This window comes from Lentzea sp. NPDC060358 (assembly GCF_042725365.1).
Taxonomy (GTDB): domain Bacteria; phylum Actinomycetota; class Actinomycetes; order Mycobacteriales; family Pseudonocardiaceae; genus Lentzea.
This window is the reverse complement of the sequence record NZ_JBHXCW010000199.1, coordinates 1-14,393: the sequence shown is the minus strand read 5'-3', so window position 1 is coordinate 14,393 and position 14,393 is coordinate 1. Positions and strand designations below refer to the sequence as shown.

The following is a 14,393-nucleotide window of genomic DNA, read 5'->3' as shown; positions in this document are numbered from 1 at the left end:
ATGTGGACCCGCTTCACGCCGCCCCGGGTCGCCACGGCGAGGTCGCCCGCCTCGGCGTGTCCGGCGCGCTGGAGGTAGCCGGCGAAGACCCGTACGCCGTTGCCGCACATCTCGGCGATCGAGCCGTCGGCGTTGCGGTAGTCCATGAACCACTTGCCGTCGGCCCTCACGACGCGCAGCACGCCGTCGGCGCCGAGGCCGCGCTGCCGGTCGCACAGCGCCTGCACGCGCGCCACCGTCAGGTCCAGCTGGTCATCGAGGTCGGGCAGGACGACGAAGTCGTTCTCCGTGCCGTGCCCCTTCACGAACTCCACGGCACCAGGTTACCGGCGGCCTCCAAGAGATCCGGCCGCGCGCCGTCGAGCCAGGTGATGCGCTGGTCACGCCGGAACCAGGACCGCTGCCGGCGCACGAACCGGCGGGTGGCGCGCTGGGTCTCCGCGGCGGCGAAGTCGATCGTGCACGCTCCGTCCATTGCGGACAGCACCTGCTGGTAGCCCAGTGCGCGGGAGGCGGTCCTGCCCTCGCGCAGGCCGATCCGCACCAGGCGGCGGACCTCGTCCTCCAAACCGGCCTCGAACATCACCTCCACCCGGCGGTCGACCCGCTCGTCCAGTTCGGACACCTCGCGGTCGACGCCGATCTGGACCGTGCCGTAGCGCGCGGGGCCGGGCTTGGGCAGGTTCGCGGAGAACGGTTCGCCGGTGAGCTCGATGACCTCCAGCGCGCGCACGATCCGGCGCCCGTTGGACGGCAGGATCGCGATCGCGGCGGCCGGGTCGAGCTCCTGCAGGCGCCGGTGCAGCGCCTCGGGGCCCGCGGAGGCCAGTTCGGCCTCGTAGCGCTCGCGCACGGCGTCGTCGGTGCCGGGGAACTTCAGGTCGTCGAGCACGGCCTGCACGTACAGGCCCGACCCGCCGACCAGCACCGGCGGGCGCCCGGCGGCCAGCAGGTCCTCGACCACCGCGCGGGTCTCGCGCTGGTAGGCGGCCACGGACGCGGTCTCGGTGACCGAGAGGACGTCGAACAGGTGGTGCGGGACGCCGCGGCGTTCGGACACCGGCATCTTCGCCGTGCCGATGTCCATGCCGCGGTAGAGCTGCATGGCGTCGGCGTTGACGACCTCTCCCCCGACCCGCTCCGCGAGCGCGACGGCGAGGTCGGACTTGCCGGTGGCCGTGGGGCCGACGACGGCGATCGGAGTGATCACGGGCGCTCCCAGACTGCGACGTGGTAGCCCACGCCGAACGGTGCGAAGAAATCGGCGGATGAGCAGCGCCACGGGCCGGGCACGCCGGCGAGGACCTGCCACGCCGCCCTGCCCTGCGCGCCCAGTTCGCGCGCGAGGCCGGTGTCGAGGCCGAGCAGGCCGTCGGTGTCGGCGGCTGCCAGCAACTCGTGGACGGCGGTGTCGAAAGGTCCCGAACGCTCGTCGTCCGAGCCCGGCGAACGCGGTCCGTGGCGGGTCGAGCCGTCGCCCAGGACCAGCAGGCCGCAGTCCTCGGCGGCGAGCCGGCGTCCCAACGAGACACAGTCCGAGGTGGGCAGATCAGGGGGAACGAGTTCGACGCGTGACACCTCGACAGCGCAGCGTTCCCGCAGCCACGCGGTGACGAGGACCGGCAGCGGGACGTGGGCGTCCGGCGGCAGGTCACCGCCGAGTGACGCGGGCACGTCGACCCCGTAACCGAGGAAAGTTCCCGACAGCGGCGGCACGAACGTCGCCGGACCCGCGGGGTCGACGGCGACCGCCACCCACGGACCGGGCAGTTTTCCTGCTGCGGCAAGGGTTGCGGCCCTCACGGGCTCGGTCTCGGCGGTGGCTCCCGCGACCAGTTCTGGCACCAGGAGGGGTGGGTGCGGCACCACCGCGGCACGGGTGATCACGACGAACGAGGCTACCTATCGTGGACTCCCAGTACCGAGTCGAGCTCTGACCTGTTTGAATGCGCGCGGGGAACTGGGGACGGGAGACCCTCCAGCGCCCGTATCGCACCGGCCCCGCCTGCTGGCGGGGCGCCCGTGGCTGGCACGGGCGTCAGATGGGAGGAACCGGCGATGTCGGAGCAGGACAGCACACCGGAGGTCGTGGCCGAGACCGCTCCGGTGGAGGTCGCAGCCGAGAGTGCGGTCGAGGAAACGCCGAAGGAGACCGCGCAGGCGACGCCTCCTGCCGTCCCCGTGGCGTCGGACCACCCTGACCGCTGGGGTCGCGTGGACGCCGACGGCACCGTGTACGTCAAGACCGAGGACGGCGAGCGCGCCGTCGGGTCGTGGCAGGCGGGCGAGCCGGTCGAGGGCCTCGCGCACTTCGCGCGGCGGTTCGACGACCTGCGCACCGAGGTCGAGCTGCTCGTGTCGCGGCTCAAGTCCGGCGCCGGCGACCCCAAGCACGCCCTGACCAGCGCGAAGCACGTGAAGGAGCAGCTGGCCGAAGCCGCCGTCGTCGGCGACCTCAAGGCGCTGGCCGCCCGCGTCGAGCACGTGCTGGAGCGGGCCGAGGCGGGCATGGAGAAGGCGAAGGAGGCCAAGGAGGCCGCCCGGGCCCAGTCCGTGGCGCGCAAGCAGGCGCTCGTCGACGAGGCCGAGTCGATCGCGAACGAGTCGACCCAGTGGAAGGTCGCGGGCGACCGGCTGCGCCAGATCCTCGACGAGTGGAAGACCATCCGCGGCGTCGACCGCAAGACCGACGAGCAGCTGTGGCGCCGGTTCTCGAAGGCCCGTGATGCGTTCAACCGCCGTCGCGGATCGCACTTCGCGGACCTCGACCGCCAGCGCTCGGTCGCCAAGTCGTCCAAGCAGGCGCTGGTCGAGGAGGCCGAGAAGCTCGTCGACTCCGACGACTGGGGCCACACGGCCGGCCGCTACAAGGAGCTGATGGTCGAGTGGAAGGCCGCCGGGCGTGCGCCCAAGGAGGCCGACGACGCACTGTGGCAGCGGTTCCGCGCGGCCCAGGACGCGTTCTTCCAGAAGCGTTCCGAGGCGTTCAGCGAGCGTGACGCCGAGTTCTCGGCCAACGCGAAGCTGAAGGAGGAGCTGCTCGCCGAGGCCGAGGGCATCGACCCGTCGTCCGACCTCGAGGCGGCGCGCAACGCCCTCTACAAGATCCAGGAGCGCTGGGACGCGATCGGCAAGGTGCCGCGCGAGCGCATCCGCGAGCTCGAGGGCAAGCTGCGCGCCATCGAGGAGCGGGTCCGCGGCGCGGTCGACGCGCAGTGGCGTCGTTCCGACCCCGAGGCCGAGGCCCGCGTGGCGCAGTTCCGCGAGCGGGTGGAGCAGTTCGAGGCGCAGGCCGCGAAGGCCCGTGCCGCGGGCGACAAGCGCCGCACCGAGCAGGCCGAGGCGCAGGCCGCCCAGTGGCGCGAGTGGCTGGCCGCCGCTGAGCAGGCGCTGGCGACCCGATAGTCCTGAACGGTCCGAGGGCCCCTCTTCCGTGCGGAGAGGGGCCCTCGGGCGTTCTCAGCGGGCAATGCGCCACTTCTGGTCGTCGCGGCCGGAGCACAGCGACACGATGAGCCAGGTGCCGTCGGCGTAGGACCCGTCGTTGGCCGTGCCAAGGCACCGGCCGGACGCGACGTGCGCGAACTGGGTCGTGTTCTGCGCCTGCCACAGCTGGGCGTCGTTGCTCCACGAGCACGCGCCGGCTTTGACGTGCTCGCCGAAGCCGTCCTGGAACACCGGTTCCATGCACAGGTTGCCGCGCTGGTTGCGCAGGCGGAACACGGCCGGGTTCGCGTCGGAGAACTCGCGCGCCCAGAACGGCTGGTAGCTGGTCGCGTCACCCGGCGGGTGCCGCTCCCACATGACGACGTCGTTCCACTCGTTCTGGTAGAAGTCCGCGGCCCGCTGGTCGTTGCCGGCGGGCACCAGGTAGCCGGGGCCGTCGGTCACCGGCTTCCGGTCCACCGGCTGCGGCGGGACCGTCGGTTGCGGCTGGGGCTGCGGCTGGTGCGGCTGCTGCTGCACCGGCTTGGCTGTGAGCACGGCGGGCGGCGCGGTCGTCCCCGCCACGATCACGGCGGCGCTGGTCGTCGCCGCGGAGGAAAGCGGCACCGACGCGAGCGGCGGAGACGACGAACCACCTTCCGCCGACTTCGTGCCGTCGCTCAGGTCCGCCACCACGACCAGCAGACTCACCACGACCACGGCCGCGGCGATGACGCCGAACAGCACGTACGGGCGCCGCTCGTAGGTGGTGATGTTGACGTCACGGCCGACATCGCCAATCTGGACCGGCGTCCCGCTCACGTCGCCGCTGACGGTGTTGGTGGTCTGATCGGCGTCCGTCATGCCCAGCGCACCTCGACTCGCGTCACCGTTTCGACGCAAAAGGAATCGGGGAGGCGCCGGGATTCATTACAGCTGCGGCGGGCGCGAGGCCGCGATCTTCACCCACTTCACCAGCAGCACGATCACCGCGAGCACCGCGATGATCAACCCGATGCCCGGGCCGGGTCCGATCGTCTTGTTGCTCGTGGTCGTCTGCTGCGTCCAGATCGACAGCACACCCGTCACCGCCCCGGCGAACAGACCGAGCGAGCACACCCACGTGAGCGTCCAGCGGCGCACCGCGAGCGTGATGCCCGACCCGAGCACGCCGATGCCGAGGGCGAGGAACGAGAACACCCGCGGCAGGAAGGTCTCGGACTCGCCGAGCACCACGCTCAGCCCGGTCTTCTCCCCCACCCACGGCAGCACGAGCGACACGAGCAGCGCCAGCACCGCGATCGCGATCGTCAACGCGCCCGTGCCGGGGTCGATGCGCTTGGCCGCCTGCTGTCCCACCGAGTCGATCTCCTTGCGCAGGTACTCCTCGTCGCTCACTGCGCGGCACACCCCGACACGGCCGGCAGCGGGGCCGGGGCGCCGAACGACGGCAGTCCCAGGCCGACCCCCGCGGTCTTGGGCTTGATGCCCGCCTCGGAGCGGTCACCGGCCTTGGTGCGGCGCCACGTGAGCGGTTCGCCGTCCGCGACCAGGTAGTGCGGCGCGCCGTAGGTCACGACGGTCTCGACGACGTCGCCCGGACGCGGCGCCGTGGAGCCGGGCGTGAAGTGCACGAGACGCCCGTCGCGCGCACGGCCGCTCATGCGGTGCGTCTCGGCGTCGCGCTTGCCCTCGCCGGTGGCGACGAGGACCTCGACGGTCCTGCCGACCTGCTCGACGTTGAGCGAGTGCGTCATCTCGTTCTGCAGCGCCACGAGCCGGTCGAACCGCTCCTGCACGACCGCCTTCGGCAGCTGGTCGGGCAGCTCGGCCGCAGGCGTGCCGGGGCGTTTCGAGTACTGGAACGTGAACGCGGAGGAGAACCTGGCCTGGCGCACCACGTCGAGCGTGCCCTGGAAGTCCTCCTCGGTCTCGCCGGGGAAGCCGACGATGATGTCGGTGGTGATCGCGGCGTCCGGCATGGCGGCGCGGACCTTGTCGATGATGCCGAGGTACTTCTCGGTGCGGTACGAGCGGCGCATCGCCTTGAGCAGCCGGTCCGAACCGGACTGCAGCGGCATGTGCAGGCTGTGGACGACGTTCGGCGTCTCGGCCATCGCGGCGATCACGTCGTCGGTGAAGTCCTTGGGGTGCGGCGAGGTGAACCGCACGCGCTCGAGCCCGTCGACGTCGCCGCAGGCGCGCAGCAGCTTGCCGAACGCGAACCGGTCGCCGAACTCGACGCCGTAGGAGTTGACGTTCTGGCCCAGCAGCGTGACTTCGAGCACGCCCTCGTCCACGAGCGCCTGCACCTCGGCGAGCACGTCGCCGGGGCGGCGGTCCTTCTCCTTGCCGCGCAGGGACGGCACGATGCAGAAAGTGCAGGTGTTGTTGCAGCCCACGGAGATCGACACCCAGCCCGCGTAGGCGGAGTCGCGGGCGGCCGGCAGCGACGACGGGAACGTCTCCAGCGCGTCGAGGATCTCGACCTGCGCCTCGGAGTTGTGGCGGGCGCGTTCGAGCAGCACCGGCAGCGAGCCGATGTTGTGCGTGCCGAACACGACGTCCACCCACGGCGCGCGCCGGACGATCTCGCCGCGGTCCTTCTGCGCGAGGCAGCCGCCGACGGCGATCTGCATGTCCGGGTTCTCGGTCTTGCGCGGGGCGAGGTGGCCGAGCGTGCCGTAGAGCTTGTTGTCGGCGTTCTCGCGGACCGCGCAGGTGTTGAAGACGACGACGTCGGCCTGCTCGTCCTCGGCGGCCCGCGCGTAGCCAGCGTCCTCCAGCAGACCGGCGAGCCGTTCGGAGTCGTGCACGTTCATCTGGCAACCGAACGTGCGGATTTGATACGTTTTTGGAACCTGCCTGCTGCTCACTCGAACACCATAACCCCTGGTCAGTGGTCTCCTGACGGCGACCGTCCGAGGACTAGATCAACTCTCCGGTGACCAGCCGCTACACGTAAGGGTTGCAGACGCCCTGACCTGCCAACCAGCGCCCTAGCCTGCCGACATGAGTGCTCTGTGGCCTGCCCTCATCGGTGCGGGATCAGCTCTGGTGGTCGCTTGGGTGACTCAGTGGCTCACCAACCGGCGTGAGTTCCAGCGTGACCAGCTCAGGTGGGCTCAAGAGCGGCAGCAGCGTGAGTTGGACGCTCAGAAGACTGCTCTGGTCGCGTCTCTGACAGCTCTTCACAAGTGGCACAGCGCAATGACGGCTGTGAACCTGTACCTGGGTGACCCATACGAGCACCCTGGGGACACGAAGGTTCTACCTTCTCTCGAAATGGAAGCCCGGCATAGCTTGGCAGCGGTCCAGTTGGTATGTAATGAAGAGGTTGTTCGTGCCACTGTCGCCGCCATCAAGTCTCTTGAGCTGATGAACTACAACCTGCGTGTCGCACTGGACCACTTCGACTACATGCAAGGTGCACATCAGAGCAGTATCGGCACAGACAAGTACGACAGGGACATGAATCGTGTCGCCGATGTCTACCGTACCGATTTGTCCAAGCTGGGCACTGAACCTGTCGTGCTAACTCAAAAACCTCGCAAGAAGCTGAGTCACTTCCTCCGACGGAAGACCACGTAGGCACCGGTAACTGCACCATTCGGCGTGAAGGCCTCGAACTCCCAACCTTGACCAACATGTTCGTTGATCATCTCTGTCGCAGAACTCGCAACTGCTTCATTCCTGCCGCCGTGGAACTTTACTTCCTTCACCAGATACTCGTACACAGGTCACCGTTTCTGTAGGCGGTAAAGCTTCCTGCGTCGATATCCCTCACGAGACCACATGTGTTACCTACACGAGAACTTCAACCAGGCGTAGGCGATCATCGGTCCGAGTAGACGGCATCCGTGACGCGTAGTCCTTGACTCGGCTCAGGATTTACCTTGCTGCGTCTAGGTTTCCGCTCCGCGCGTAGGACTCTGCCAACCAGGACAGGTACAGAGCCACCTCACGTGAGTGCTCGACGGGGTAGGACGCAACTGCCTTGGACAGCAACGGTTCTGCCTTGGCAGGGTCACCGATCTCGATCAGGCACCTACCCGCCATGACGTCGATCTCAGGACGTCCCACTCAGCAGCCTTGGCATCGGTCAGCCACGAACCCAGGCTGGGACCGTCGAACGGTGAGACTGCACCGGACACATTAAGGTCATCAGTGATGTGGACCAGTTCGGCGTTGTGGCTTGTAACCCACGATTCGATCAGCTCACGTTGACGGGCAGGTGACGTGCTCTCGTCAGTGGTGCGACTGAGACGGACTGCTCCCAGGACCCTCTGACCCGTAGACGCTGCTCCTGTGTTGGCATGCTTGACCTGCCCCTTTGCTCTTGCCATGCGGTCAAGCTAGGTAGCGTTCCTCAAAGGTCACAAGTCCACGTGCGAATCTGGTAACTGCGGGTCACTGCAACCAACCTTTCGTCGGGTGCAAGCGTAGAACGCCGCCGTGGCACGATGCGCAGGTGCTGGGACGAATGCACGTCGCCGTGAGCCTGCTGACCGCCGCAACGGTCCTGACGGGCTGCGGCAGCACGCTCGGGAACGTCAAGATCACGATGGCCACGGGCAGCGAGGGCGGCGTCTACTACACCCTCGGCAACGGCCTGGCCGACATCTGGAGCGGGCGCCTGGGCATCGCCCGGCCGCAGGTCGTGGCCACGGCCGGGTCGAAGGACAACGTCGTGCGGCTGGTCAACGACCAGGCGCAGGTCGGGTTCTCGCAGGCCGACGTGGTCGAGGGCGTCGAGGGGTCGTCGAAGCTGCGCGCGCTCGCCCGCATGCACGACGACTACCTGCAGGTCATCGTGCGGGCCGACCTGCCCGTCACGAAGCTCGGCGAGCTGTCCGGGCGGCGCGTGTCGATCGGCGGGCGGGAGTCGGGCGTCGAGATCATCGCGCGCCGGCTGCTGCAGTCCGCGAACGTGCGGCCGCAGGAGGTCAACCTCGGTCTGGACGACTCGGCGCAGGCGATGATCGAGGGGAAGCTCGACGCGTTCTTCTGGTCCGGCGGCCTGCCCACGGGACGCATCACGCAGCTCACCAAGGAGCTCGGCGTGCGGATGCTCGACCTGGCCGACGTCCTCAAGCCGTTCCGCCAGCAGTACCCGGTCTACGGGTCGGCGACGCTGCCCGCCTCCACCTACGACCTGCAGAAGGACCCGGTCATCACGCTCGTGGTGCGCAACTTCCTGCTGGTCAACGAGAAGATGCCGGACGACGTGGCGGAGGCGCTCGCGCGGCAGCTCTTCGAGGGGCAGCCGGACCTGGTGAAGGTGCACTCGGCGGCCCGCACGATCGAGCAACGGTCGGCGATCGAGACGTCGCCGGTGCCGCTGCACAACGGTGCGATGCGGTACTACCGCGACACCAAGGTCTAGAGGGCGGGAAGCTCGATCACGACCTTCAGGCCGCCGTCCGGCGGCGACTCGAGCCGGACCGCGCCGTCCACCCGTTCGACGACCAGCCGCACGATCGACAGGCCCAGCCCGGACCCCGGCACGTTCTGGTGCGCGGGGCTGCGCCAGAACCGGTCGGTCGCGCGCTCCAGCTCCTCCGCCTGCAGACCGGGCCCGTGGTCGGCGACCGACAGCGTCACGACACCGTCCGCCTTGCGCACGTCGACCACGATCAAGGTGCCTTCCGGCGTGAACTTCAGCGCGTTGTCGAGCAGCGCGTCGAGGATCGTCTCGACCCCGCGCGGCGGGGCGAGGGCCATGCCGACCCGCTGCCCGTCCAGCACGAGGTGGACCTCCTTCGCCGCGGCCGCGGCCTGCCACGCGGACAGCCGCGCCTTCACCGACTTGTCGACGTCCACCGGCACCGGGTCCACCGAGCTCGACTCCGCGCGGGCCATCGCGAGCAGCTCGTCGAGGATGCGGTTGAGCCGGTCCGTCTCGCTCAGCGCCTCGACCTGGTGCACCTCCGCCTCGTCGTCGACGTGACCCTCCAGGTTGGACAACCGGAGTTTCAGGGCTGTCAACGGGTTGCGAAGCTGGTGTGACGCGTCGGCCACGAACGCCCGTTGCGCGGCAAGCACATCGCCCACGTTCGCGGCCATCTGGTCGAACGAGCGGCTGAGCTGCCGCAGCTCCGGCGGGCCGCTCTCCGCGCCCACCGGGGAGACCGGGCGGCCCGCGACGACGGCGGCGAGCAGCTTGCCCGTCGCGTCGTCTAGCGCCTGCACCGGCCGCAGCGTCCAGCGCACCACCGGCAGCGCCAGCAGCACCGCGAGCGCCAGGACCAGCAGGCTCGCCGCGAGCAGCAGCCCCCACCAGGCCAGGACCTCGAACCGGGTCTTGGACGTCGGCGAGAACGTGATCACCGCGCCGCGCACCTCGCCGTCGACGAGGACGGGTTCGGCGAGGACGAGCCGCGTGTCGTCCCACGGCATGAACAGCGGCGGCACCACCGGCAGGCGGCCGGCCAGCGCCTTGCTGACCAGGTCCTGGACGGCGCTGTCGCCGAGCACGAGGTCGTTGCGCGAGGCGACCAGCGGCACCGTCGGCGCGTCGCGGGCCACCACGGCCACGCCGATGTCGTAGAGCGCGTCGTAGCGCTCCAGCTCCGGCCGCAGCACGCTCGGCTGGTCGTCGATCAGCGGGCGCTGCGCCAGCGATGCGAACCGGCTCGTGTCGGTGAGGCGGTCGAGGAACAGCTCCTGCTGCTCGGCGGCCGCCACGCCGCGCCCGAGCGGCAGCCCGAGTCCCACGAGGACCAGCACGACGAGGGCCAGGACCACGCCCAGCAACCGGGATCTCACGAGCCGTCACCCCGCCCCGCGGCGACACGCCGGAAGAAGATCACCCAATGGAGGTCACACCTGCCCCAGCCGGTAGCCGACGCCGCGCACCGTCTCGAGCAGCGCCGGGCGGCCGAGCTTCGTGCGCAGCGTGGCGACGTGGACGTCGAGCGTGCGGTTCGCACCCGACCAGGTCCTCCCCCACACCTCGGCGAGGATCCGCTCGCGCGTGCACACCGCGCCGCCCGCCGCCATGACGAGCGCGAGCACCTGGAACTCCTTGCGCGACAGGGCGACCGATTCACCCGCCACGGTGACCTCGTGGCGCCCCAGGTCGACCCGGACGTCGCCGGTCTCGAACACCTCCGTGGACGCCGACCCCACGCCGACCGGGTCGGCACCGCGCCGGCGCCGCACGGCGTGCACCCGCGCGACCAGTTCGCCCACGTCATAGGGCTTGACCAGGTAGTCGTCGGCCCCGGCGTGCAGGCCGAGGATCCGGTCGTCGATCTCGCCCCGCGCGGACACCACGATGATGGCCACGTCCGAGGCGGCCCTGATGGCGCGGCACAGCGTCACACCGTCCATGTCGGGCAGTCCGAGGTCGAGCAGCACCACGTCGACACCCGCGAGGCGGTCGAGGGTGCCGCGGCCGGTGGCCTGCCGGTCGACGTGGAAACCCCGTCTGGTCAGGGCCGGGACCAGGGCCTCGGCGACCCTGTCGTCGTCCTCGACGAGCAGCACGCGCACTTTCGCTACCTCCCGGGCAACCGATGTCTGCCTGTGACAGAGTTGAGACCCTAAGTCTTGCTCAATGTCCTGGACTGGTGTGGTGGCGGACACCTAGGTTTCCGCCAACGCCGACGACCCCCAAATGGAGGACTGGATGACTGCCGCCTCTGCCCCGCCGATGATCCGTGTGGCGGGCGTGGACAAGTTCTTCGGCCCGTTGCACGTGCTCAAGAACGTGCAGCTGGAAGTGCCGAAGGGGCAGGTCGTCGTCGTGCTGGGGCCGTCGGGTTCCGGTAAGTCGACCCTGTGCCGGACGATCAACCGCCTCGAGCCGATCGACTCCGGAGTCATCGAGGTCGACGGGCAGCCCCTCCCGGCGGAGGGCAAGGAACTGGCTCGCCTGCGCGCCGATGTCGGCATGGTGTTCCAGTCCTTCAACCTCTTCGCGCACAAGACCATCGTCGAGAACGTGATGCTCGCTCCGACGAAGGTGCGCAAGACGCCGGCCGCGGAGGCCCGCAAGACCGCGATGGAGCTGCTGGAGCGCGTCGGGATCGCCAACCAGGCCGACAAGTTCCCGGCCCAGCTCTCCGGTGGGCAGCAGCAGCGCGCGGCGATCGCCCGCGCGCTCGCGATGAAGCCCAAGGTGATGCTGTTCGACGAGCCCACCTCCGCGCTCGACCCCGAGATGGTCCAGGAGGTCCTGGACGTCATGACGGGCCTCGCGAAGGACGGCATGACGATGCTCGTCGTCACGCACGAGATGGGCTTCGCCCGCAAGGCCGCGGACCGGGTGATCTTCATGTCCGACGGCGAGGTCGTCGAGGACTCCACCCCGGAAGAGTTCTTCTCGGCCCCGAAGTCCAACCGCGCGAAGGACTTCCTTGGCAAGATCCTGACTCACTAGTAGTCAGCCCACTTACGGACGAATGGCAGGAGAAGGACGATGAGGGTTCGCACCCTTGCGGCGGTGCTGCTGACGGGCGCACTGGCCCTGACCGCGTGTGGCAAGGAGGGCAGCCCGACCGACACGGCGGCGCCCGCCGGTCTGTTCGAGGTCGCCAAGGACGTCAAGGTCGACGGCTCGCCCACCTTCGAGAAGGCGAAGGCGCGCGGCTCGCTCGTCGTCGGCGTGAAGGAAGACCAGCCGGGTCTCGGTTACAAGGACCCGACGACGAACAAGTACAGCGGTTTCGACATCGACATCGCGCGCCTGATGTCCGCGAAGCTGGGCCTCGACCCCGAGAAGATCCAGTTCAAGACGATCCAGTCCGCCGCGCGCGAGCAGGCGCTGATCAACGGTGACGTCGACTACTACGTCGGCACCTACACGATCAACGCGGGCCGCAAGGAGAAGGTCGGCTTCGCCGGCCCGTACTTCGTCGCGGGCCAGGACCTGCTGGTGAAGAAGGACAACACCGACATCACCGGCAAGGACGCGCTCAAGGGCAAGAAGGTCTGCTCGGCGACCGGCTCCACCCCGGTCAAGCGCATCCGCGACGAGAAGCTGACCGAGGACGCCAACATCCTCGAGTTCCAGGGCTACTCGCAGTGCGTCACCAAGCTGCTCGACGGTGAGGTCGACGCCGTCACCACCGACGACGCGATCCTCAAGGGCTACGCGGCCGCCGAGGAGGGCAAGCTGAAGGTCGTCGGCAAGACGTTCTCCAGCGAGCCGTACGGCATCGGTGTGCCCAAGGAGGACACCGCCCTGCGCGCCAAGTTCAACGACGTGCTGCAGGCGGCGCTGGACGACGGCACCTGGCAGAAGATCTACGACGGAACCCTGGGCAAGTCGGGTTCGTCCGCCGAGAAGCCGAAGATCGACCGGTACTGACGGGCTCCTAAGTGGCCGGTGGATCCCGCGCGGGTCCACCGGCCGTTCCTTTGAAGGCGGACGGCAAGGAAACCGATGAGCGTCCTCACCAACAACCTAGATCTGTTCCTGCGCGCATTCGGCCAGACGCTGCAGCTCTTCGCGATCTCCGGTGTGCTCTCGCTGCTGCTGGGCACGCTGCTCGCGGCGCTGCGGGTCAGCCCGGTCCCGGTGTTCCGGGGCATCGGCACCGCCTACGTGACGGTGCTGCGCAACACGCCGCTGACGCTGGTGTTCGTGTTCTTCCTCTTCGCGTACCCCCTGCTGGAGATCGTGAAGATCCAGCCCTACACCGCGGCCGTGGTGGCGTTGTCGCTCTACACGGCGGCCTTCGTCTGCGAGGTCGTGCGGTCGGGCATCAACACCGTGCCGGTCGGCCAGGCCGAGGCCTCCCGCGCGCTGGGGCTCACGTTCGTGCAGATGCTGGGCACCGTGGTGCTGCCGCAGGCGCTGCGCTCGGTGGTGCCGCCGATGACGAGCACCATGATCGCGTTGCTGAAGAACACGACGGTCGCCTCCGGTTTCGCCGTCTTCCAGGCGGGCACGATCCGCGACTCGCTGTCGGAGCAGGGTGAGAACGTCCTGCTGGGACTGCTCTGGGTCGCGGTCGGGTTCGTCATCCTGGTCATGCCGCTGACGTACGTCCAGCAGGTCTTCGAGAAGCGGTGGAGCGTGGCCCGATGAGCATGGTGCTGTTCGACGTCCCCGGCCCGAAGGCCCGCGCGCGTCACAAGATCATGGCCGTCGTCGGCATCGCGGCGGTGCTCGCGGCGATCGTCTACGTCGTCATGCGGTTCATCGCCACGGACCAGTTCTCGTCGCGCAGGCTCGACTGGTTCAACTACAAGCAGATCCAGCTGTCCCTGGTCGACGCGATCGGCAACACGCTCAGCGCGTTCGCCGTCGGCGCGGTGCTCGCGCTGGTGTTCGGCGCGATCTTCGCCGCCGCCCGCCTCTCCGACCACGCGTGGGTGCGCGGTCCCGCCGCGGTGGTCGTCGAGGTCTTCCGCGCGATCCCGCTCGTGGTCATGATGTTCTTCTTCTACTACGGCCTTCCCGTGGCCGGGGTGAAGCTGAGCGCGTTCACGGCGGTCGTGATCAGCCTGATGCTCTACAACGGCTCGGTGCTCGCGGAGATCTTCCGCGCCGGCATCAACTCGCTGCCCAAGGGGCAGAGCGAGGCCGCGTACGCGCTGGGCATGCGCAAGACCCAGGTGATGACGCTCGTCCTGCTGCCGCAGGCGCTGCGGGCGATGCTGCCGACCATCATCAGCCAGCTCGTCGTGCTGCTGAAGGACACCGCGCTCGGCTTCCTCATCACGTTCGAGGAGCTGCTGCGGTGGGGCACGCGCATCGGTGGTGACGCGGTGAACTTCGGCCGGCCGATGATCTCGGTCATGATCGTGGTCGCGCTGATCTACATCGGACTGTGCCTGCTGCTCACGTGGCTCGCGAACTACCTCGAGAAGCGCAACCGCCGCAACAAGAAGGTCGTGAAGCTCGACGGGGACCGGCCGAACCAGGTCCAGCTCGCCGAGTCCTCGACCGCCATGGGGTCCGGCAGCACCGTCTGACCCGCCGACCGCGGAACGGGGCGCGTCCACTTCGGACG

The 14,393-nt window shown here is 69.0% G+C and carries 14 protein-coding genes and 1 pseudogene; 7 read left to right on the top strand and 8 right to left on the bottom strand.

The annotated features are described in order from the left end of the window. The 3 genes and pseudogenes from ACFWGZ_RS31365 to ACFWGZ_RS31355 form a co-directional block, all read right to left on the bottom strand. Positions 1-314 (bottom strand): annotated as a pseudogene (locus tag ACFWGZ_RS31365) (diaminopimelate epimerase); the annotation flags it as partial. Next, positions 302-1,210, bottom strand: coding sequence for a tRNA (adenosine(37)-N6)-dimethylallyltransferase MiaA (miaA, locus tag ACFWGZ_RS31360; protein ID WP_382455197.1), 909 nt, complete (start codon positions 1,208-1,210; stop codon positions 302-304). The gene miaA and the pseudogene ACFWGZ_RS31365, both read right to left, overlap by 13 nt. Next, positions 1,207-1,887, bottom strand: coding sequence for a class III extradiol dioxygenase subunit B-like domain-containing protein (locus ACFWGZ_RS31355; protein ID WP_382455196.1), 681 nt, complete (start codon positions 1,885-1,887; stop codon positions 1,207-1,209). The genes miaA and ACFWGZ_RS31355 overlap by 4 nt, the downstream gene beginning before the upstream one ends. A gap of 171 nt (positions 1,888-2,058) precedes the next feature. Here ACFWGZ_RS31355 and ACFWGZ_RS31350 point away from each other — a divergent pair, with 171 nt between their 5' ends. Further along, a complete protein-coding gene (locus tag ACFWGZ_RS31350; protein ID WP_382455195.1) occupies positions 2,059-3,405 on the top strand; it encodes a DUF349 domain-containing protein in 1,347 nt (448 codons plus the stop codon). A 54-nt stretch (positions 3,406-3,459) separates the two neighbouring features. On the opposite strand, the gene ACFWGZ_RS31345 is transcribed toward ACFWGZ_RS31350, so the two are convergent. From ACFWGZ_RS31345 to miaB, 3 genes are all read right to left on the bottom strand, one after another. After that, a complete protein-coding gene (locus ACFWGZ_RS31345; protein ID WP_382455194.1) occupies positions 3,460-4,290 on the bottom strand; it encodes an RICIN domain-containing protein in 831 nt (276 codons plus the stop codon). Between the two features lie 66 nt (positions 4,291-4,356). Beyond that, complete coding sequence (locus tag ACFWGZ_RS31340) at positions 4,357-4,824, bottom strand: hypothetical protein (RefSeq protein ID WP_382455193.1); 468 nt, start codon at positions 4,822-4,824, stop codon at positions 4,357-4,359. Further along, the gene (miaB, locus tag ACFWGZ_RS31335; protein WP_382455192.1) at positions 4,821-6,302 is read right to left on the bottom strand and encodes a tRNA (N6-isopentenyl adenosine(37)-C2)-methylthiotransferase MiaB; all 1,482 of its coding nucleotides are present in this window, start codon (positions 6,300-6,302) and stop codon (positions 4,821-4,823) included. Before miaB ends, ACFWGZ_RS31340 begins: the two co-directional genes overlap by 4 nt. Positions 6,303-6,438: 136 nt before the next feature. On the opposite strand from miaB, the gene ACFWGZ_RS31330 reads away from it, so the two are divergent. Both ACFWGZ_RS31330 and ACFWGZ_RS31325 read left to right on the top strand, forming a co-directional pair. After that, a complete protein-coding gene (locus ACFWGZ_RS31330; protein ID WP_382455191.1) occupies positions 6,439-7,017 on the top strand; it encodes a hypothetical protein in 579 nt (192 codons plus the stop codon). A gap of 880 nt (positions 7,018-7,897) precedes the next feature. Then, the gene (locus ACFWGZ_RS31325; protein WP_382455190.1) at positions 7,898-8,812 is read left to right on the top strand and encodes a TAXI family TRAP transporter solute-binding subunit; all 915 of its coding nucleotides are present in this window, start codon (positions 7,898-7,900) and stop codon (positions 8,810-8,812) included. Here the strand turns inward: ACFWGZ_RS31325 and ACFWGZ_RS31320 are convergent. Beyond that, positions 8,809-10,194 carry a sensor histidine kinase gene (locus tag ACFWGZ_RS31320; RefSeq protein ID WP_382455189.1) on the bottom strand — a complete coding sequence of 462 codons (1,386 nt, stop codon included), beginning with the start codon at positions 10,192-10,194 and terminating at the stop codon, positions 8,809-8,811. The two genes, ACFWGZ_RS31325 and ACFWGZ_RS31320, sit on opposite strands and share 4 nt — an antisense overlap. 54 nt (positions 10,195-10,248) lie before the next feature. After that, positions 10,249-10,923 carry a response regulator transcription factor gene (locus tag ACFWGZ_RS31315; protein WP_382455188.1) on the bottom strand — a complete coding sequence of 225 codons (675 nt, stop codon included), beginning with the start codon at positions 10,921-10,923 and terminating at the stop codon, positions 10,249-10,251. A 160-nt stretch (positions 10,924-11,083) separates the two neighbouring features. On the opposite strand from ACFWGZ_RS31315, the gene ACFWGZ_RS31310 reads away from it, so the two are divergent. From ACFWGZ_RS31310 to ACFWGZ_RS31295, 4 genes are all read left to right on the top strand, one after another. Further along, positions 11,084-11,812 carry an amino acid ABC transporter ATP-binding protein gene (locus tag ACFWGZ_RS31310; protein ID WP_174517896.1) on the top strand — a complete coding sequence of 243 codons (729 nt, stop codon included), beginning with the start codon at positions 11,084-11,086 and terminating at the stop codon, positions 11,810-11,812. Between the two features lie 39 nt (positions 11,813-11,851). Further along, on the top strand, positions 11,852-12,742 hold the full coding sequence (locus ACFWGZ_RS31305) for a glutamate ABC transporter substrate-binding protein (protein ID WP_382413884.1): 891 nt from the start codon (positions 11,852-11,854) through the stop codon (positions 12,740-12,742). A 75-nt stretch (positions 12,743-12,817) separates the two neighbouring features. After that, complete coding sequence (locus ACFWGZ_RS31300; RefSeq protein ID WP_382455187.1) at positions 12,818-13,465, top strand: amino acid ABC transporter permease; 648 nt, start codon at positions 12,818-12,820, stop codon at positions 13,463-13,465. Then, a complete protein-coding gene (locus ACFWGZ_RS31295; protein ID WP_382455186.1) occupies positions 13,462-14,355 on the top strand; it encodes an amino acid ABC transporter permease in 894 nt (297 codons plus the stop codon). Before ACFWGZ_RS31300 ends, ACFWGZ_RS31295 begins: the two co-directional genes overlap by 4 nt. The last annotated feature ends 38 nt before the right edge of the window (positions 14,356-14,393 follow it).